Origin of the sequence: Oligella urethralis DSM 7531, from assembly GCF_000372065.1 — a bacterium.
In the GTDB taxonomy this organism is placed as follows: Bacteria; Pseudomonadota; Gammaproteobacteria; order Burkholderiales; family Burkholderiaceae_B; genus Oligella; species Oligella urethralis.
The window spans coordinates 43,313-63,155 of sequence record NZ_AQVB01000015.1 but is presented as its reverse complement, the minus strand read 5'-3'; the positions used below and the strand labels follow the sequence as shown (position 1 = coordinate 63,155).

Here is a 19,843-nt window from a genome sequence, read left to right as displayed (position 1 = left end):
AGCTCCGGATCGGAGAGGCTATGCCATTGACCCAATAGGACTGCCTTAAACATGGCGAGCACGGGATAACTCGGACGACCTTGTTGAGTCGTCAATCGACGCTGCTTTTGTGAATTGAGGTAGCGTTCAATCGGTCGCCAATCAATCACTTGATCTAACTTAAGCAACGGAAAACGGTCGAGGTGTTTGGCAATACGGGCTTTGGCGGTTTGTTGAAAAAAACTACTCATGGGACTGAAGTAAGAAAGCAAGGAAATAAGCCATATTTTAGGAAGTTTGAGGGGTTATTGCAAAGGTCTCAACCTGACTTGTTTTTCTTCTCACGAATAAACATGTTAAACCTCGCGGGTCACCCAAAAACACCACGATTTTAACCTAAGTCATTGATTTATATAAGAACTGTTGGGTGACCCAAGAAAAAGCGCTGAAGACAGGAGAACTAAAAACAAAACCTAGGGCTCTGTGCGTGATGACGGCAGAGCTTTTTTTGTGAGCGAAGGTTAGTCTGGTATGGAAATTTGGACACTTCTTCAGTTTATCAGCGTTGATAAGAAAATAGATCTCTCGGAAAACGAACATAACGAGAAAGTTTTTTAATTATCAAATATTGATTTTTTAATTTCTTCGCCAGGACGTTGATGATAGGTGTCGTCATGGATAGTCCTGAAAACAAAGGTGCCATCATGTGTTGTGGAGATCCGCATGATTAGGTAATCAAAATCCAGGCAGTTCTCTTTGCTCGTAATGGCTTTGAAGCAGGATAGGTTGGCGGTACTGAAGAAATCATGTTCATCCGTTTCTCTAAATCCCTTCGTGGCATCCCAGATAAAAATTTGCATTCGCTCATTTTTGGGGATACCGTAGGAATCCGCTAGTAGTTGGCGATGTTCAATCCACCAACCAATGAGACCTTGGCTCGTTTTAGGTGGGTTTGTTAAGAAGATGTAGTCCGCTCCTGAGGCCTTTGAAACAAGGCGAGTTGCGTCCGCTAGGATGTTGGTTTGGCGTTCATTGAAGAAGGTTTTATTGAGGTAGCTATAACTAAACGAGACAACGGCCAGTAGCAATAGAAAGATAAACACACGAAAACCTATTGTTTTGGTGATTGATGTAGGTTGGTGTTTGGGCGTTGTCACTGTTGTTCTCCTTGTGGTTTTTCGTAATAATCAGTGCAGTTGTTTCATTGGTATAGTAAAAGGGGAGTGGCTAATCGTCTTAGTTGCGTTGTCCCTCAATTCTTATCTTTGCTTTCATGTTAGTAAAGAAAGGTTTAAAGCAAAATGGTTTAAATTTGTCGTAACGCTGCAGTACAAACCAGATGGGGAATATTCGTAAACGTTTAAAACGAGGGTTTAAAATATCCTCTTGATCTAGGCCAAAATGATCTTGTCCTTGATAATACACATCGACACCGAAACGATTGCCTTGAACTTTAAACGAGGCGGGATTGATTCGAATACTAATGGCATATACATCATGCACTGAGATTCGCATGCCGTTGAAATTGTCTGTGGTTCGATTGAATTTTGGGAGTATAGATTCAGCTATTGAGTTTAAAAAAGCTGAGTTTGGTTTTATTATTTCATTGAGTAGTAGCTGTTTTTTATTCCAATCAACAAATTCTGAGAGAGAGTTCGCTAACATTCTTTTTGAGGCATTAATTTTAGAGTCATTATTGATTTGCCTTTCGAATGCGAGATCCAACATTGGATCAAAATAGGGCGTCCCCTGACCATATTGCATATGTCGGACTAATCGCTCGATGAGAGGTGCGTAGGTGCCTGAACCAATCCCATTAAAAGCCCGAGTTAGTGTTATAAACTCATTAAACATGAGCTTAGCACATTCTTTATAAGTGATATCGGTGGAGTATTGTCCTATTTTTTCTAAGAGATGTAGGCTGGGGGTGGTGATAATACCTGTAGGTTTCTTCTTTACTAGTTTATAGGGATCAACATAATTTGATACGTTGCGCAGACCGAATTTTTTTTGTAGCAAATCAGCTGATATATCGCCAAATTGCATATCGTCATGAGCAAAGTCGTTAAATGGTCTTTGAGTTTTAAAGATTAGCGGATAGCTAGAAAAACTGTTCATATGAGCCGTTGATTGATGGAGTCGTTATTTTAATTAGTAAAGGTCACCATAATGTAACTGGATAATATGACGACGTTATTAAACGACCTATCGTTGGCCATTGACTTGGATTGAACGGCTTATTGTCTGGGAGAAGGGAGCCGGATGAGTTTCTCTAAGCTGAGTGCCAGAGTTTTTAAATAGTGTTATGAGCTAAGACTGTGGTTATCAGCTTAAACTTCCCCACGAGAATCTTGGCTCTTGTGGGGAAGGAGGTCAAATCAATGTTAAAGCTATTAGCTTAATTTTTGCTTCAGAATCTCATTAACTTGTGCCGGATTGGCCTTACCCTTAGCTTCGCGCATGACGCGACCGACTAGTGAGTTGAAGGCTTTGTCTTTGCCTGAGCGGTATTCTTCAACAATATCGGCATTAGCGGCTAGGACGGTATCAACTAAGGCTTCAATGGCACCACTGTCGCTAATTTGCTTAAGCCCTTTGGCTTCAATGATTTTATCAACATCAGCCTCATGCTCACCTGCCCATAGCGCTTGAAATACATCGCGTGCGGCTTTATGAGAAATCGTGCCGTCACTGATGCGAGTAACGAGCTTGGCAAGCGCAGTTGGGGTCACTGGAATCTCAGCCATTTCCAAGCCGGAGCTATTGAGCGTGGCGTTAACATCACCCATAATCCAGTTAGCGATGGTTTTAGCTTGTTTTTGACCAGCTTCAGCTAAGACTGCTTCAAAATAATCAGCGGTCTCACGATTGACCGTCATTTGCGCCGCATCATAGGCTGATAGCCCTAATTCGGATTCATAGCGCTGGCGACAAGCTGCCGGTAATTCAGGCAAAGCCGCACGAACTTCTTCAATCCACTCCTTACTCACAATGAGAGGGGGTAAATCGGGGCAAGGGAAGTAGCGGTAGTCTTGCGCATCTTCTTTGCTACGCATACTGCGCGTTTCGTCATTGACATCGTCGTAAAGAAGGGTTTCCTGAACGATTTTGCCGCCGTCTTCGAGCACCTCGATTTGGCGCTGCGCCTCATAGGCAATGGCTCGTTCTAAAAAGCGGAAGGAGTTGACGTTTTTGATTTCGGTACGTGTACCGAGCTCCTTTTGTCCCATGGGGCGTACGGAAACGTTGGCATCGCAGCGGAAATTACCCTCTTGCAGATTACCGTCACACACGCCAAGCCACACCACTAAACTATGTAAAGCACGTGCATAGGCGACAGCTTCAGCAGCTGAGCGTAAATCAGGCTCGGTAACAATCTCTAATAGCGGTGTGCCAGTACGGTTTAAGTCAATCCCCGTGGCCGGACGACCGTCCTCAAAGTGGTAGTTTTCGTGTAATGATTTGCCCGCATCTTCCTCTAGGTGAGCACGCGTTAAATTTAATGTTTTTAATTCATCGCCCACCATAAAGCTGATTTGACCACCACTGACAATTGGGTGTGCCAGTTGTGAGGTCTGATAGTTTTTAGGTAGATCAGGGTAGAAATAATGCTTGCGCTCAAATTGCGAAAATTCGGCCACCTTGGCATTAATCGCTAAGCCAAATTGAATGGCTTTATGGACGGCAGCACGGTTCATCACTGGTAGCGTGCCCGGGAGCGCTAAGTCATTGGCGCAGGTTAGCGTATTAGGTGCGGCACCAACAGCGGTACTGCTGCCGGAAAAGATTTTAGAAGCGGTCGAGAGCTGTACATGCGTCTCCAGACCGATAACAATTTCCCATTTCATTTTTTAAACTTCCGTCGGTTTACGTGTATGCCAGTCTGTGCTTTGTTGATAACGGTCAGCGATGGCCAACAATTGCCCCTCTTTAAAATAATTGCCAATCAGTTGTAAACCGATGGGCAAAGGCTTGGCATCGCTACTAAAACCGCATGGTAAAGACATGGCAGGCAGGCCTGCAAGATTGACGCTGAGGGTGAAAATATCACCTAGCCACTCTGCTTTGAGATCCTTATTGTCACCGATATTACGCGCTACATTAGGACTTACAGGGCCTACGATCACATCACATTGCTCGGCAAAGGCGCGTTTAAAGTCGTCAGCAATTAAGCGGCGTACACGTTGTGCTTTGACATAGAGCGCATCATAATAGCCCTCGGACAAGGCGTAGGTGCCCAGTAAAACTCGGCGACGTACTTCATGACCAAAGCCTTCGGCACGGGAGCGGGCAATCAATTGCTCAATATTGTCAGCTTCGGTGCTGCGATGCCCGAAACGAATGCCGTCAAAGCGGCTGAGATTAGAAGAAGCCTCTGCAGGCGATAAAATATAGTACGCTGGAATACATTCAGGTGTATGCGGTAGACTGATTTCCACAATCTCTGCGCCCAGATCCGCTAGTTGCTGAATGGCCGCCTTAACTGCTGTTGCAACCTCTGCATTTAGCTCATCACCTTGGTACTCGAGTGGTACGCCGACGCGTAAACCGCTGAGTGGCTTATCACCGGCGCTATCAAATTGACGGCGCTGATTATCGTATTGAGCCTGTACACGGCCAATCTCATTCTTATCCGCAAGGCAATAATTAACACTGTTAGAGTCGCGCGCATCATAGTGACAAATACGATCCAAGGCTGGTACGATGTCCTCAGCGCTACGAGCGATAATACCTGCTTGGTCCATGCTGGAGGCATAAGCGATAATACCCCAGCGCGAGATGGCGCCGTAGGTGGCTTTAAGACCGGTTACTCCGCAAAGCGCTGCCGGTTGGCGAATAGAACCACCGGTGTCGCTTGCCGTAGCGAAAGGAATAATGCCAGCAGCAACGGCAGCGGCCGAACCGCCCGATGAGCCGCCGGGAATTTTGCTGTGGTCCCAAGGGTTTAAGCAGGCTCCGAAGTAGGAGGTCTCGTTGCTTGAGCCCATCGCAAACTCGTCAAGATTTAGCTTACCAATGTTGACTGTGCCGGCTTTGCGTAAATCCTCTACCACCGTCGCCTCAAAAGGGCTCAGATAGTTGGCGAGCATTTTACTGGCGGCTGTCGTTTTCCAGCCTTCGGTGACGAAATTATCCTTGTGAGCCATGGGGATACCGGTGAGGTAGTCACCTTGTCCCTGGGCTAATAAATCATCGGCAGCGGCCGCTTGGGCCAAACTTAATTCCTCATTTATCTCAATAAACGCATTTAATTGCTTTAAGCTCGAGGCCTTGTTAAGTGCCTCCTGAGCTAATTCCACCGCACTTACTTGCTTCTTGCTAAGTGCTTTATTTAAATCGGCAATGGTAGGAAATGACATAGCTAACTCAATCAATTATTCAATAACCTTGGGCACCAAAAAGACCCCGTCGGTTTGGGCCGGTGCATTACTCATCAGGGCTGTGCGATGGGCTACCGTATCAGCTTCGGTGACAATATCATCACGCAAAGGCAACTGCACCTCTGCCAACATGGCCAAAGGGTGAGTTAGGGGTGCAACACCCTCGGTGTCAATGCTTTTTAAGCTATTAAATAGCGTCAGTAGGGAGTTAAGGTCACCTTCGTACTGCTGTAATTCCTCAGCTGAAAGCTCAATTGCCGCCAGCTGGGCAATGTGTTTAACATCTTGATTAGATAAGGACATGATTGTTTATCGATAGTGTTTTTGAGGGCTAGTCAGGAGGTATCCTGGGCCCTGGGATTATAGCGTTAAGGGTATTATTATAAGTTATCTAGGGCATTGATGTGTTGAGAAGCTAGCTGATTGCGGCATTGCTTCTTGGCGCTTTGCGAGGATACGCCTAGCTTAAGCCATGAGCGTAATTTTCGTGTGGATAGCATCAACGATAGAACGCAGATTAAGCGGCTCATGCATCTGGAAATCATCGCTGAGATTAGCTGAGTAGGCTAGGCGCTCAGTCTAATGTTACATCTTCAGAATTGAGGCGCAATCCTGTCGATTCGCTATCATAATACGTTATCATATGTTAACTCTCAGATTAGTATGGGCAAATGGCTCGTATTGATGGGCAGGTTTTGACTTTAAGTCGTGCCTTTTATTCTGCTATTGCTACCTATAAAGGCATTTCTCGACGCACTAAACGCCTCTGTTTCACACCGTAGGCACGTTATTGTTTGTAATCGCAAAGACTCTTAATCATGTTTGGATTTCTCAGAAGTTATTTTTCAACGGATATGGCGATCGACCTCGGAACCGCCAATACTTTAATTTATGTACGGGGTAAGGGTATTGTCTTAGATGAGCCTTCGGTGGTGGCGATTCGTCACGAGGGTGGTCCCCACGGTCGTAAGATTATCCAGGCCGTCGGTCAGGCAGCTAAGCAGATGCTAGGCCGTGTTCCTGGCAATATTGAAGCCATTCGTCCGATGAAGGACGGTGTGATCGCCGATTTTACGGTGACTGAGCAGATGATTAAGCAGTTTATCCGTATGGTCAATCCGCGTAGCTTGATCTCTCCAAGCCCGCGCATTATTGTGTGCGTGCCTTGTGGTTCAACTCAAGTCGAACGTCGTGCTATCCGCGAGGCGGCCTTGGGTGCTGGTGCTAGTCAGGTGTATTTGATTGAAGAGCCCATGGCAGCAGCAATTGGTGCTGGGCTTAATGTCTCCGACGCCAGCGGTTCAATGGTAGTCGATATTGGGGGTGGCACCACTGAGGTTGCCGTGATTTCGCTAGGTGGTATGGTGTATAAGGGCTCCGTACGTGTCGGCGGTGATAAGTTTGACGAATCGATCATCAACTATATTCGTCGCAATAAAGGCATGCTGATTGGTGACCCGACAGCAGAACTGATTAAAAAAGAGATTGGTTCAGCTTTCCCCTCCACCGAAAATAAGGAGATTGAGGTCAAGGGTCGTAATATGACCGAGGGTGTTCCGCGCAGCTTTACCATCAGTTCCAAAGAGATTTTAGAGTCTTTAAGTGATCCTTTAAATCAGATTGTGTCAGCGGTCAAAATTGGTTTAGAGCAGACACCACCTGAGTTAGGTGCAGATATTACGGAAAAAGGCATTGCCTTAACCGGTGGGGGTGCCTTATTGCGCGACCTCGATCGTTTACTGCAAGAAGAGACAGGTATTCCAGTAGTGGTGGCCGAGGATCCACTGGCTTGTGTGGTTAATGGTTGCGGTGAGGCCTTAGAGCATTTAGAGCGTTTAGGCACTGTTTTTGTTAATGAGTAAGTGTTAGCCATCGCTCTTTTTCTCCGCTTTTACAATGTCGACTAAAAAGTCACCACATCTTTTTAGGCAGGGAATAGCTAGTGAGGTGAAGCTATTCTTTCTAGCCTTGCTATGTGTTGCTCTCATGATTGTTGATGCGAATTGGTCTGTTTTAGAACCCGTTCGACGCCTTTCTGCGACCTTAATTTATCCTTTTCAACGGGTGGCGATTTGGCCCAAGGATTTGGTTAGCAGCGTCTATGATTGGTCACGCTTTGTGACCCAGACCGAGGCGCAAATTCGCACGAGCGAAAGCGCTCGCATCGAAAATGCCCGCTTAAGTATGCGGGCGATGCAAATGGAGGCGGAAAATGTGCAGCTGCGCCGTCTTTTGGGGGTTAAGGCCTCAGTTGAAGTGCCTTCGGTGGCGGTGGAGGTCTTGTATACACCAGCGCATCCCTTTAAGGAAACCATTATCTTAAATAAAGGCAGTCATGACGGGATTCAACCGGGTATGCCGGTGATTGCCGAGGGCGGTATTGTTGGTCAAATTCGTCGCGTCACTGCACAGACCTCGGAAGCGGCCTTGGTTACCGATGATAAGACCTCAGTACCGGCACTATTACAAAGGAACGGCATCCGAGTATTGGTGTTTGGAAGCGGTAGACCGGGACAGATTGAAGTGCGTTATTTATCGCTCGATGTTGATATCAAGGTGGGCGATGAGTTAGTCAGTAGCGGGATTGGTGGTTATTATCCCGCCGGGCTGATGATAGGACGTATTACCTCCATCGAAACGAATAGTGCCCAAGGTTTTGTGCGGGCCATTGCTGAGCCTAGTGCTCACCCAGACCGTCATCGTCATTTTTTGGTGTTATTACATACACCCCCTGATGAGGTGGATGAAGAAGCACTGTTCAAGGAGCAATAGCGATGGTACGTAGAGAAAATGAGCGCGAGCAGGGTCGTCGTAATTTAGAGAGTCTACGTCCTTTACGCGCCGTGCAGTATACCTTTTACGCTAATCCTTATTATGTGTGGATCAGTATTTTCTTTGCTGCAATGGCCTCGCTTCTGCCTTGGAGAAATTGGGAGGGCTCACCCGATTTACTGCTCGTGGTGTTAGCCTTTTGGGGGGCGCATAGTGCAGCTGGCGTAGGTTTGGTAGCGGCTTTTATCTTTGGTTATTTGCTGGACGTGCATGATACGACCATCTTAGGCAGTAGTGCATTGACCTATGTGTTTACCATGTATTGCGTGGTTAAAATCCGCAAAGTGATGATGAATTTTGACGTCATCGGTCAAATGGTTTATATGCTACCGGTTTTTTTATTGGTGCCGATGCCGCAGCATATGATTCATGCCTGGGCCGCTGGTACCTGGAGCGGTTGGGGCTGGATGTTGGGGGGCTTTCTTAATGTATTTTTGTGGCTCTGTGTACATCTGGTATTGAAGCTACCTTGGCAGCTAGCAAATGATGAAGATGCGGTAGTGTAGTGGGCTGAACGATGTTTGAACAAAGACGACGGATCAAAATCGAGCGTAGCAGAAATCGCTTGCGTGTTGCAGTGGCGGCGGTTTTTGTGTTGGCTTGTTTTACGATTTTGATTTACCGTCTTTGGGTGTTGCAGGTAGAACGTTATCAGGGCTTTTCTGAACGGGCCGATAATAACCGTATCTCCTTGGTGCCGATCACGCCCAAACGGGGTAATATCTATGATCGCAATGGCGAAATTCTGGCGCATAGCTATAGAGATTACACCCTTGAGGTGGTGCCCGGACAGGTTAAAAATATTGATGCGCTGATCGAGGAAGTGTCGAACATCATCCCTATCTCGGCCTTGGATATACGTCGCTTTAAGCAGCGGATGGAGGCCAATACCCGCTATACCTCAATTATTCTGCGCAGTAATTTGACGGATGAAGAGGCAGCCACCTTTGCAGTGCGCGCTTTTAAGTATCCAGGTGTTAGCATTCGCGCGCGTTGGGTGCGAGAGTATCCGCAGGGTGAGTCGGCTGCGCATTTAATTGGATATATTGGTCGTATTTCTGAAAAAGACCGTGAGCGCATTGAGGAGGCAGGCTTAATTGGTGATTATCGGGGCACCGATGTAATTGGTAAAAAAGGGCTTGAGCTCAGCTATGAAAAGCAGTTGCACGGTAAGCCCGGTTGGGAGCAAGTTGAAATTGCCGCCTCTGGCCGTCCGGTACGGGTGTTAGAGCGTAGTGATCCCATTCCCGGCGATAACCTCAGACTTTCCATTGATATGGGACTACAGCGCATGATTGAGGGGGTATTTAATGATGAAAAAAATCCTCAACGTGGTGCGGTGGTTGCGATTGATCCGAGAAATGGCCAGGTTTTAGCTTATGTATCGGCCCCATCTTTTGATCCCAATTTATTTGTTGATGGGATTGATGTAGAGAATTGGCGTCGTTTATCGGATTCACCCGATCATCCTTTGATTGATCGACCGATTTACGGTACCTTTCCCATTGGCTCTACCTATAAGCCTTTTATTGCCTTAGCTGCCTTAACCCTCAATGCGCGCGATGCTAAAACCCGTATTCATGACCCCGGTTATTTTGAATTTGGCGGACAGCGTTTTAGAAACGCAGGTAGTGCGGTGTATGGTTCGTTGGATATGCACCGGGCCTTAGTGGTGTCCTCAGATACCTATTTCTTTGGCTTAGGACCGATTTTGGGGGTCGATGCTATCCATGATTTTGCCATTCAGTTTGGCTTTGGTAAGCAAACCGGCATTGATTTGCCACATGAGAAAAAAGGTATTTTACCGTCACGCGCATGGAAGCAAAGTGCCTTTAAAAATCCGAAGCAACAAAGTTGGTTCCCGGGTGAGACGATTTCAGTGGCGGTAGGGCAGGGTTATAACTCCTTTACCATTATGCAATTAGCCCAAGCCACGGCGACCTTGGCTGCCAACGGTGTTTATACGCGTCCGCATATTGTTAATTGGTTGGAAAATCCGAGTCAACGACGAGCTGAGCAGGTGGTGCGAGCGCCTGAATATAAAATCGATCTAAGGCAGGCAGATATTGATGTGATTAAAAGGGCTTTGGCGGAGGTGCCAACCCATGGTACGGCGCGCCGCGTGTTTCAACGCACAAATTATAAGTCGGCCGGTAAAACGGGTACTGCTCAGGTCTTCAGCTTACGTGGCTCCACTTATAACGCCCGTAATCTTAATAAGCGTTTACATGACCATGCGTTGTATATGGGCTACGCACCGGTTGAAAATCCCACCATTGCGGTGGCAGTGATCGTTGAAAATGGCGGCTGGGGCTCTACGGTCGCCGCACCGATTGCCAGAAAGGTCTTTGATTATTGGTTAGCCGATGATGTACAGCATCGCAATCAACAAAGCTATGTGCCGAATTTCTTGGAGGAGGGCGATCTCTCCGAAAGTGTGTCACCCGATATCGAAATTCCTGCGGCACCGACAAATCTTGAAGAAGAGGATGAACAGCAGCCATTACCGGAGATTGTCGGTAATCCCACTACGAATCAGCAAACGCGTCGCCGTGCTTTGACGCCAGCTGAGGGAGGCGTTGGCGGATGATGACTAAGCTGATGAATCTAATACTGCGTTCTTTACGCAGTTTTGACTGGCCGCTACTGCTTATTTTATTGGCCTTTTTCGGTCTAAGTATGTTGGTGATGCATTCAGCAGTCGGTAGTACCGACTATCGTTTTGCGGGCCAGCTCAGAAACTTTGCCGTGGCCTTTTTTGCGATGTGGTTTATGGCCATGGTTAAGCCGCCTCTATTGATGCGTTTGGCCGTGCCAGTCTATGGCTTGGGGCTGTTGTTGCTGCTTGCGGTATTATTATTTGGTACCACTCAAAAGGGGGCGACGCGTTGGCTGGATTTAGGGGTGCTTAGCTTACAACCCTCAGAGATAATGAAGCTTGCAATGCCGTTGATGTTGGCCTGGTATTTTGACCGTTATCGCAACAGTTTATCCTTAATGGATTTTATGGTGGCGACGCTGCTTTTATTAGTGCCATTTGCTTTGATTATTAAGCAGCCAGATTTAGGTACGGCCTTATTGGTCTTTGCTAGCGGTTTTTTTGTGATTTATTTTGCCGGCCTTTCATTTAAATTGATTTTGCCGGTGTTTGTGATTGGCGTGACCGCTTTGACCCTGATTATCACATTTCAAGAAACACTTTGTCAGCCGGAGTTTGACTGGGTGGTTTTACGTGAGTATCAAAAGCATCGCGTCTGCACCTTGATGGATCCAGCTAAAGACCCCTTGGGCAAGGGCTTCCACACGATTCAAGCGATGATCGCGATTGGTTCCGGTGGGGTTTATGGTAAAGGCTATATGCAAGGTACGCAAACGCATTTGGATTTTATTCCTGAGCGTACCACGGACTTTATTTTTGCGGTTTATGCTGAGGAATTTGGTTTATATGGCTGTATTTTATTACTGGCGCTATATACCATCTTGCTGTTGCGTGGCTTTATCATTGCCTTAAAGGCCAAAACCCAGTTTGGACGTTTGTTAGCCGGTGCCATTACCATGACATTTTTTGTCTATATTTTTGTCAATATGGGCATGGTCATGGGGATTTTGCCGGTGGTGGGCGTGCCCTTACCTTTTATGAGCTATGGTGGTACCGCTTTGGTGACCTTGGGGCTGGCTTGCGGTATGTTAATGAGTATTGCGAATTATGTACCGAGTAGCGAGGATAAACGCGAATATCTAGAGCGCTAGCTTGCGCTGTCACTCAGCTCACTTAGGGTGTCTAGTAAGCTGCTCACCGGCTTGGGTAAAGGCAGTGTTTGCCATTGACTGAGAGGGTAAAATTGGCGCTCAGCTTCAAAGCTCTGTAGTTGATTGACTTCCTTAATCCTAACTAAATACGCTTGAATATGCAGCTTAAAATGACTAAAAATATGCTCAAAAGCGGCGAGTTTAATTAGCTCTTTTTTGCTTGTTGGGGCTAAACCGCGATGTTGTAAATAACGCAGCAGTGTTTCTTCGTCAGCAAACTCGGGTAATGATAACAGCCCACCCCAAATCCCTGCTTGCGGTCGTTGCTCTAATAGTATCTGCCCCTCATGCACTAACATTAACATGACCGTATGGCGTGTGGGCGTAGACTTCTTCGCCTTGGGTGTCGGTAGTTGCTGTTGCATATGATGCATTTTGGCATAGCAGTCTGCAGCTAGTGGGCAACGCTCACACTGGGGCTTTGAGCGAGTGCAGATCAAGGATCCAAAGTCCATCAGGGCTTGCGTGTAGCAAGCCATATCAAGCGTGTGCTGGTTTTGCTTAAGCGCCGTTTGTAGTGTTGCTTCTGCTTGAGCCCATAACTGCTTTTCCACGGCAGCGCTAGTGGTGGGACCGATGATGCCAAAGTAGCGGGTAAATAGCCGTTTAACATTGCCATCCATAATGGGCGTAGGGGCGTTATAGCAAAAGGCCATGATGGCATGGGCGGTGGAGCGACCGATGCCCGGTAGCGCCATGATCTGTTCCGGTGTCTGTGGAAATACGCCCTGATACTCCGCCACCACAATCTGGGCGCAACGGTGTAGATTACGTGCTCGTGCATAGTAACCCAGGCCAGCCCAATAGCTTAAGACCTCGCTTTGTTCGGCAGCGGCAAGACTAAAAATATCAGGAAAGCGCTCTAGAAAGCGTTGATAGTAATCAATCACTGTCGTGACCTGCGTTTGCTGCAGCATAATTTCAGAAAGCCAGACTTTGTAGGGGTCCTGGCTTTGCCACGGTAAATTATGACGACCATGTGCTTGTTGCCAAGCACATAGCGTATGCACAAAACTAGTCATTAATAATTAAAACTTGCTGTGGCGAGTGACTGACCAACGCGCCGCAACCGCAGCAACGATCATGGCTAACACAATGCTAAAAATCAGCCAAAAAGTCTCGGGGAGTTGCACCATAAAGGGCTGTTCATAGGTCTGACTAATTACTTCTTGAATCGAGTTATTGAGTAGCATTAGCGCAAAACTGCTTAATAAAATAGCCACGATCCCAGCCACAAAGCCGACCACCGCCCCAAAGTATAAAAAAGGACGACGGACAAAGCTCTCGGTAGCGCCAACAAGACGGGCAACGGAGATCTCATCCCGTTGAACCAAGGCCTGCATCCGTACCGTATTAAAGACGGTTGCGATAACGACCACGGAGACCCCGATAGCCAATAATATTAAGACGACCTTAATAAAGGTCATGATGGCCTGTAACTTTTGTACCCATTCGCTATCGAATTGCACAAGATCAACCTCATCGTATCCTGCAAACTCATCGGCTAATGCCAGTACCCGTTCGGAATTCACAAAGTCCTGACCGGAATTGCTGAGGGTGACGATAATGGCGTGGGGTAGGGGGTTTTTAGGGAGCACACTGAGTGACTCGGACCAAGCTGGGGTGTTTTTTAAATCCTCTAAGGCCTTATTCTTATCAACCACCTCAATCATTTGGATCAGATCTGAACTATCTGCACGGATGCGTTGAGATAGCTCATTCGTCTCGTCTAGACTGAGCGTGTCCTTCATAAAGAGCGTGATGGCTGGATTAACCGACACCGTGCGCGTGACCGGTTCCAGAGAGACCAGCAAGGAGGCGGCAATCAAGGGTAGGGATAGCACAAAGGCAATCACTAAGATATTGGCCAAGGAAGAAAAAGGCGTTTGGATAATGCGACGTAATGCCACCTTAAGGGCATAGCCGTGTTGTCTAAGCCAACTACGCATAATGTACCCCCAAATCAACAAAGCGACCCGGTTCAACTAAAAGTGTGCGGTTAGCGTGCTGCTGTAATAAAGGCTTATCGTGGGAGGCAATGAGGGTAGTCACACCGACTTGATTAAAGTCCTTAAACACATCCAGAATTAAGCGTGCGTTTTCTTGATCTAAGTTAGCCGTAGGCTCATCAGCAATCAAAATGGCCGGACGATTAACAATGGCACGGGCAATGGCTAAGCGTTGCTGCTCACCGCCTGATAGCTCAATTGGATTCATACGCTCCTTGCCACCTAAACCGACCTTGTAAATGGCAGCACGTGCTCGGGCCTCGGCGCTTTGCGTGCTGTGTCCCATCACCGCCATCGGCAGCATCACATTTGCCAAGGCACTACGATCGTAGAGTAGGTGAGTATCTTGCAAAATAATCCCGACTCGACGACGTAAAAAGGGTCGTTCACGGGACTGCATCTTGTCAAGGCGCTGACCCTTGATAGAGATCATGCCGCGGCTAGGCTTCTCTAAGCCGCCGATAAGCTTCAATAGCGTGGACTTACCTGCACCTGAAGGTCCGGAGACAAAAATAAACTCACCGGCATTAATTTTAAAATTAAGATCGGCGAGGATATTCGGTCCCTGTCCATAGGATTTGAAAACGTGTTGGAATTCAATCATTGCTGCCTGAGAAAAAGCTGTATAAAACTATTGATAGCATGATTTTAACAGTAAAGAGGGTTTTTTAGCGTAGCCCATGCCTTGCTTTCTGCTAAACTCTAAAATTACTTATGGTTATTTATAAAAGGAAATATGATGGGTAGTTATGTTTCTGATGTGACTCAGTTTATCAAGCAATACAAAAAGGATCACCCTGAGACCGAGCAAAAGCAGCGTGAGGGTCGTCTACGCCTGTGGGATAAGGCCATCGATTTAGAGCTGCAGGAGCAGTATAAATCCGCTCGTGTTCCTCAAAAACCCTATGTCTACTACAATAAATAAGTCCTGTCGTTAGCGCATTAAGCTCATGCCTGTTGATGAGTCTCAACTAGCGCAGCTACATCTTCCTCAGCATGATAGTACACCGGATACGGTTGATCATGTGGCGCTTGCTCGTCTTTATGGTGAGCCTTTATTCAATGTGCCGCAGGATTTATATATCCCGCCTGATGCGCTACAGATCTTTTTAGAGGCCTTTGAGGGGCCGCTGGATCTTTTGCTTTATTTGATTCGTAAGCAAAACTTTAACGTACTCGATATTCCAATGGCAGAGCTCACGCGACAGTATCTAGGCTATGTGCAGCAGATTCGTGAGCATAATTTGGAACTGGCGGCAGAGTATTTGTTGATGGCAGCAATGCTGATTGAGATTAAGTCGCGCATGCTGTTGCCGGTTAAAAAGGCGGATTCAGATGAGGAAGTGGAGGATCCGCGCGCCGAGCTGGTACGACGCTTATTAGAGTACGAGAAGATGAAGTTGGCAGCGCGTCATTTGGATGAGTTGCCCCAAATTGGTCGGGATTTTCAGCGAGCCAAAGTGCATAAGGACGTGGTCGTGGCACAGCTTTTGCCCGAGGTTAGCGCTGAGGATCTGCGTGATGCTTGGGCAGAGATTATGCGTCGAGCCAGTTTAAATAAGCGTCACCATATTAGCCGTGAGCAGTTCTCGGTGCGTGAGCATATGGGTCATATTTTGCGCCGTTTGGGCGGGGTGCGCTTTATGGAGTTTAAGGAGCTTTTTATTGAGCGCATTGAGGCCGGAGAAGCGGCGGCGGTGGTAGTTGTTCATTTTTTAGCATTATTAGAGTTGGCTCGTGAAAGCTTGGTAGAAATTACGCAAGTCGAGCCCTATGCCCCGATTTATGTTCGTCTCGCATATATCAGCGTGACGGAGGTCATGGAGAATTAATTTGAAGGTTGTTCGCACAATTGAGGAACTAAGGCAGCAATTAAGCGGCCAATTGCGTACGGCTTATGTGCCGACCATGGGTAATTTGCACGAGGGGCATTTATCCCTGATGCGCATGGCGCGTCAATATGGTGATCCAGTGGTTGCCAGTATTTTCGTGAATCCCTTGCAATTCGGTCCTAATGAGGACTTCGATAAGTATCCGCGCACGCTTGAACAGGATATTGAAAAGTTAGAGGCCTTGCGCGATGTATACGTGCTGTTTGCGCCGACTCTCGATGAGATTTACCCAGAGCCACAGAGTTTTAGTGTACAAACACCAGATAATTTAGGGCATATTTTGGAAGGTGAGTCGCGCCCCGGCTTCTTTGAGGGAGTGTCGACCGTCTTAATGAAGTTTTTTTCCTGTGTGCAACCTAAAGTCGCTGTTTTTGGGAAAAAAGACTATCAGCAGCTGATGGTGGTGCGCCAAATGTGTCGTCAGTTTCAACTGCCAGTTGAGATTGTGGCTCATGAAACGGTGCGTGATGAGCATGGTTTAGCCCTGTCCTCCAGAAATCGTTATTTATCGGATGCGGAAAAAGCAGAGGCGATTCAGCTCTATCAAACACTCAAGCAAATGGAGGCTCGTTTAGCCGCTGGTGTGCTTGAAACTGAGCAAATCGAGCGTGAGGCCTGTGCCTATTTGAGTGAGCGTGGCTGGGTCGTAGACTATTTGAGCGTACGCCGTCAGCGTGACTTATGGCAACCCACCCCCGAAGAGCTCGCCAACAAGGAACCTTTAGTGGTGCTAGGTGCCGCTAAATTGGGTTCGACTCGATTAATTGATAACTTAGAAGTTAACTATTAAGAGGATGTATTGCCAATGAATTCATTATTGACTTATCCAAATATTCTTTGGGTTGCCTTGGTTCTGGTGGCTTTTTTGATCATTATTCACTTAGTGACGATGAAGATGCTAGCCAATCATTTTCGTAAAAAATACCCCGAAGCTTTTGATAACGATGGTAAGTTAAAAAAAGCGCAAGAGCAGGTGGCAGCAGTTGGTCCCGCAGCCGCAGTCAAATTGGCATCGGCAGAGGGTGAGAAAGCGGTAGCTGAAAGTGCTACTGAACAGAAGTAGTTGTAGGATGTTTGATGAAAAAATTTTTTAAGGCTAGTGTAGTTGCTTATGGTTTAAGTGCTTTATTCGGCGTTAATACTGTCGCTGCTAATGAGCAGTTGAGTGTTGCCGCCACCCCAGTGCCAGCAGCGGAGATTCTCGAGTTTATGACGGCACAAATGGCGGAGCAGGGCGTGGATCTAAAGGTGCATGTCTTTACCGACTTTATCCAGCCTAATCAACAGGTGGTGGAAAAGCAAATTGATGTCAACTGCTTTCAACATTTGCCGCACTTAGAGTCGTTTAATAAAAATGAGGGTCAGAATTTACAGCCCCAAGGCTACATGTATGTTCTGCCTTTAGGTGCTTATTCCACCAAGATTAGTTCGTTGGCTGAACTTAAAAAGGGCGCCACGGTAGCGATTCCCTCAGATACGACCAATGGTGCCAGAGCCTTATTGTTATTGCAAAAAGAGGGTTTAATTACGCTTAAGGATCCAGAGAATTTATTCGCCACTGCGCGTGATATTGCCGACAATCCCCAAAAATTAAAGTTTTTAGAATTAGAGGCGGCCACCATTCCTCGTGTGTTAAGCGATGTGGATTTAGCAGTGATCAATACCAATTATGCGCTAGATGCTGATTTAAATCCTAAACGTGATAGCTTATTTATGGAAGCGGCAGACTCTCCCTATGCCAATCTTTGCGCAAGTCGAGAAGATAATAAGGACAGCGCAGCCATTAAAAAGCTAAATCAGGTATGGCAAAGTGCTGAAACCGTGAAGTTTATTGAGGATAAGTATCAGGGTACGGTGATACCTGTTAAGGCGCCTTAAAACCTTTTTTCGTAACTCAAGCAGTTTTGTTTGGGACATTATGATCTTCCTAGTTGGAGCTTGAGTTTTGGCCCTTTTTAAATGCCCATACATACATCATGTTTGTATGGGCGTCTTGTTTTGCAGGATCTTGTGATTAGATTAGTTGACCGAAGCTACCTTTGATGACACCTAGTCCAATCAAAATTAAGGTAATAAAGCACATCCGTCTCATATTGTTAGGGCTTAGCGGCGGTGGAAATTTTTGCCCTATTACGGTAAAAATAGCCACACAAGGGATAGCCATTGTCGCAATATAAAGTGCTTCGGCAGGAAGTCCATAGGCTGTCGCTTCATATAGCGTTCGTGTAAATGAGGTGGCGCAAAACAGTAATAACAGCATATTACGCACCACCGCTATACTTAATGGTTGACGATACATATGGAAGATTAATGGTGGTCCCGGCATTCCAAATAAACCCCCACATAGTCCAGAAATAAAACCAACAATAAAGAAGGAACTGTCGCTAGAGATAGTTTCTCTTTGCTTTGGGCGAAGCGCAAAGCGCACGCCACTATAGACAATAATTACGCCAAGTAACAGCTCTAAGGCTGCACTTGCTTGATGACCTAAATAATCTAATAAAATCACCCCCAAGATGCTTGAAGGAATTATTCCCGCTAAACAAATAAAGGCGCTGCGCCATTGAATCTTATGTAAGTGTTTAGGCAGCGCAACGCCACTATTGACAATACTGATTAAACTGACAACAGTGGCAATAAAAGCTACCTCTGTGATTTGAAAGCCACTGACCACACCGATGACGATCATGGCTAATCCAAAGCCAGTAACCGTCTGAAAGTAAGTGGCTACGGCAACAATCAGTAAAAGTAAACTGACTATGCTCAAACTCATCACAGCACCATCCATTAAACGATTGATTTAGGATTTAGTTATTAACGCTTTGCGCTTGTAGTGAAGTTATCGCTATAACATAAAAGATATCATTCACATGACAGCCGCGAGATAGATCGTTGGCTGGCTTTTGTAAGCCTTGAAGTAAGGGACCGATCGCCGTCGCACCGCCAATACGTTCAGCAATTTTGTAGCTGATATTACCGGCATCTAGGTTTGGAAAAATAAACACGTTTGCCTGACCGTTAACACTGGAATGTTTGATTTTTTTAGCCGCAATGTCAGGTACAAAAGCCGCATCAAATTGTACCTCACCGTCAATGGCGATGTTGGGGAGCTTGTCTTTAATCAAGGTGGCTGCTTGTGTAACTTTATCGACAGCAGGATGTTTAGCACTTCCGGCAGTAGAAAAGCTCAACATTGCAATACGGGGATCAACATTCAAAAGATCCTTTGCGCTTTTTGAGGCAGCAATAGTAATCGCAGCTAACTCTTCGGCATCGGGATCAATGATTAGACCGCAATCACTAAAGATAACAGGTCTTTCTTGTGCGTCCGGCGACTGTTTTAAAAGCATCAAGAAAAAGCTCGACACAATCGCTGTATCAGGTCTTTTTCCTATCAATTGCAAAGCGTTTCTGACGACATCTGCGGTGCTATACACAGCGCCTGCCACTGAGCCTTGAGCTAAGTCACTGTGTACCATCATATTGGCAAAACATAAGGGATCGTCAAGCGCGTGTTCAGCTTGTGCCGCTGTCATACCCTTGTGGGCACGTTGTTTTACTAGGGCGGTCACAAGTTGTGGACGATTTTTTGAGCTTTTAGTATCTTCGATTTCGAGAAGAGAAATATCCAGCTCATATTCTTTTGCCTTATTTTGGATTTTATTCTCATCTCCCACTAAGATGATCTTTGCTATACCTTCATTTTGAGCTTTTAAGGCTGCATTTAAAATGCGAATATCTTCAGCCTCACATAGCGTAATGGTCGCAGGAGCTTGTTTGGCTCTGTTGATGATTTGTTGTAATATTGACACGAATAATCCCTAATCTCATTTAATGATACTATTTATATCGAATTTTATGATTATATGTAAAATCTACCGTTTATTAATATTTAAGTCAAGTTTTTATATTAAAATAATCTAATAACAAGGGATTGTTA

Annotated in this window: 21 protein-coding genes; 10 read left to right on the top strand and 11 right to left on the bottom strand. The window is 46.3% G+C overall.

The annotated features are described in order from the left end of the window. The 6 genes from A3GA_RS0108975 to gatC form a co-directional block, all read right to left on the bottom strand. Nucleotides 1–230 (bottom strand): transposase (locus A3GA_RS0108975; protein WP_018027008.1); only part of this gene is annotated, 230 nt, incomplete at its 3' end. A 363-nt stretch (nt 231–593) separates the two neighbouring features. Next, nucleotides 594–1,136, bottom strand: coding sequence for a DUF943 family protein (locus A3GA_RS0108965; RefSeq protein WP_018027068.1), 543 nt, complete (start codon nt 1,134–1,136; stop codon nt 594–596). Nucleotides 1,137–1,215: 79 nt separating this feature from the next. Beyond that, nucleotides 1,216–2,097 carry a DUF3289 family protein gene (locus A3GA_RS0108960; RefSeq protein WP_018027067.1) on the bottom strand — a complete coding sequence of 294 codons (882 nt, stop codon included), beginning with the start codon at nt 2,095–2,097 and terminating at the stop codon, nt 1,216–1,218. Between the two features lie 275 nt (nt 2,098–2,372). After that, nucleotides 2,373–3,827, bottom strand: a complete 1,455-nt coding sequence (gatB, locus tag A3GA_RS0108955; RefSeq protein ID WP_018027066.1) for an Asp-tRNA(Asn)/Glu-tRNA(Gln) amidotransferase subunit GatB — start codon at nt 3,825–3,827, stop codon at nt 2,373–2,375. 3 nt (nt 3,828–3,830) lie between these two features. Then, nucleotides 3,831–5,339 carry an Asp-tRNA(Asn)/Glu-tRNA(Gln) amidotransferase subunit GatA gene (gene gatA / locus A3GA_RS0108950; protein ID WP_040614236.1) on the bottom strand — a complete coding sequence of 503 codons (1,509 nt, stop codon included), beginning with the start codon at nt 5,337–5,339 and terminating at the stop codon, nt 3,831–3,833. Between the two features lie 15 nt (nt 5,340–5,354). Further along, nucleotides 5,355–5,663 (bottom strand): Asp-tRNA(Asn)/Glu-tRNA(Gln) amidotransferase subunit GatC, encoded by a 309-nt coding sequence (gatC, locus tag A3GA_RS0108945; protein WP_018027064.1) that lies wholly within the window; start codon nt 5,661–5,663, stop codon nt 5,355–5,357. 515 nt (nt 5,664–6,178) lie between these two features. Between gatC and A3GA_RS0108940 the strand changes: the two genes are divergently transcribed. Genes A3GA_RS0108940 through rodA form a run of 5 tightly spaced genes read left to right on the top strand, consistent with a single transcriptional unit; the run spans nt 6,179 to nt 11,942 of the window. Continuing rightward, on the top strand, nt 6,179–7,222 hold the full coding sequence (locus A3GA_RS0108940) for a rod shape-determining protein (RefSeq protein WP_026156915.1): 1,044 nt from the start codon (nt 6,179–6,181) through the stop codon (nt 7,220–7,222). Nucleotides 7,223–7,256: 34 nt separating this feature from the next. Continuing rightward, nucleotides 7,257–8,132 (top strand): rod shape-determining protein MreC, encoded by an 876-nt coding sequence (gene mreC / locus A3GA_RS0108935; protein ID WP_040614232.1) that lies wholly within the window; start codon nt 7,257–7,259, stop codon nt 8,130–8,132. Between the two features lie 2 nt (nt 8,133–8,134). Further along, complete coding sequence (mreD, locus tag A3GA_RS0108930; RefSeq protein WP_018027061.1) at nt 8,135–8,698, top strand: rod shape-determining protein MreD; 564 nt, start codon at nt 8,135–8,137, stop codon at nt 8,696–8,698. An 11-nt stretch (nt 8,699–8,709) separates the two neighbouring features. Continuing rightward, nucleotides 8,710–10,782, top strand: a complete 2,073-nt coding sequence (gene mrdA, locus A3GA_RS0108925) for a penicillin-binding protein 2 (RefSeq protein ID WP_018027060.1) — start codon at nt 8,710–8,712, stop codon at nt 10,780–10,782. Further along, nucleotides 10,782–11,942: a rod shape-determining protein RodA gene (rodA, locus tag A3GA_RS0108920; protein WP_026156914.1), complete on the top strand. Its 1,161-nt coding sequence runs from the start codon at nt 10,782–10,784 to the stop codon at nt 11,940–11,942. The genes mrdA and rodA overlap by 1 nt, the downstream gene beginning before the upstream one ends. Here rodA and mutY read toward each other — a convergent pair. Genes mutY through A3GA_RS0108905 form a run of 3 tightly spaced genes read right to left on the bottom strand, consistent with a single transcriptional unit; the run spans nt 11,939 to nt 14,615 of the window. After that, nucleotides 11,939–13,024, bottom strand: coding sequence for an A/G-specific adenine glycosylase (gene mutY / locus A3GA_RS0108915; protein WP_018027058.1), 1,086 nt, complete (start codon nt 13,022–13,024; stop codon nt 11,939–11,941). The genes rodA and mutY overlap by 4 nt on opposite strands. Before the next feature lie 6 nt (nt 13,025–13,030). Continuing rightward, nucleotides 13,031–13,951 carry a cell division protein FtsX gene (locus A3GA_RS0108910; protein ID WP_018027057.1) on the bottom strand — a complete coding sequence of 307 codons (921 nt, stop codon included), beginning with the start codon at nt 13,949–13,951 and terminating at the stop codon, nt 13,031–13,033. Next, complete coding sequence (locus A3GA_RS0108905) at nt 13,944–14,615, bottom strand: cell division ATP-binding protein FtsE (RefSeq protein ID WP_018027056.1); 672 nt, start codon at nt 14,613–14,615, stop codon at nt 13,944–13,946. Before A3GA_RS0108905 ends, A3GA_RS0108910 begins: the two co-directional genes overlap by 8 nt. 132 nt (nt 14,616–14,747) lie before the next feature. Between A3GA_RS0108905 and A3GA_RS0108900 the strand changes: the two genes are divergently transcribed. Genes A3GA_RS0108900 through A3GA_RS0108880 form a run of 5 tightly spaced genes read left to right on the top strand, consistent with a single transcriptional unit; the run spans nt 14,748 to nt 17,781 of the window. Beyond that, entirely contained in the window at nt 14,748–14,936 is a 189-nt protein-coding gene (locus A3GA_RS0108900) for a DUF3460 family protein (RefSeq protein ID WP_026156913.1), read from the top strand. A 25-nt stretch (nt 14,937–14,961) separates the two neighbouring features. After that, nucleotides 14,962–15,843 carry a segregation and condensation protein A gene (locus A3GA_RS0108895; RefSeq protein ID WP_018027054.1) on the top strand — a complete coding sequence of 294 codons (882 nt, stop codon included), beginning with the start codon at nt 14,962–14,964 and terminating at the stop codon, nt 15,841–15,843. 1 nt (nt 15,844) lies between these two features. Next, complete coding sequence (panC, locus tag A3GA_RS0108890) at nt 15,845–16,693, top strand: pantoate--beta-alanine ligase (RefSeq protein WP_018027053.1); 849 nt, start codon at nt 15,845–15,847, stop codon at nt 16,691–16,693. Between the two features lie 15 nt (nt 16,694–16,708). Beyond that, on the top strand, nt 16,709–16,966 hold the full coding sequence (locus A3GA_RS0108885; RefSeq protein WP_018027052.1) for a hypothetical protein: 258 nt from the start codon (nt 16,709–16,711) through the stop codon (nt 16,964–16,966). Nucleotides 16,967–16,980: 14 nt separating this feature from the next. Then, on the top strand, nt 16,981–17,781 hold the full coding sequence (locus tag A3GA_RS0108880) for a MetQ/NlpA family ABC transporter substrate-binding protein (protein ID WP_018027051.1): 801 nt from the start codon (nt 16,981–16,983) through the stop codon (nt 17,779–17,781). Between the two features lie 136 nt (nt 17,782–17,917). Here A3GA_RS0108880 and A3GA_RS0108875 read toward each other — a convergent pair whose 3' ends face one another. Together A3GA_RS0108875 and pta are read right to left on the bottom strand one after the other, a co-directional pair. Continuing rightward, a complete protein-coding gene (locus A3GA_RS0108875) occupies nt 17,918–18,676 on the bottom strand; it encodes a sulfite exporter TauE/SafE family protein (protein ID WP_026156912.1) in 759 nt (252 codons plus the stop codon). Nucleotides 18,677–18,710: 34 nt separating this feature from the next. Further along, the gene (pta, locus tag A3GA_RS0108870) at nt 18,711–19,715 is read right to left on the bottom strand and encodes a phosphate acetyltransferase (protein ID WP_018027049.1); all 1,005 of its coding nucleotides are present in this window, start codon (nt 19,713–19,715) and stop codon (nt 18,711–18,713) included. Nucleotides 19,716–19,843: the final 128 nt, after the last annotated feature.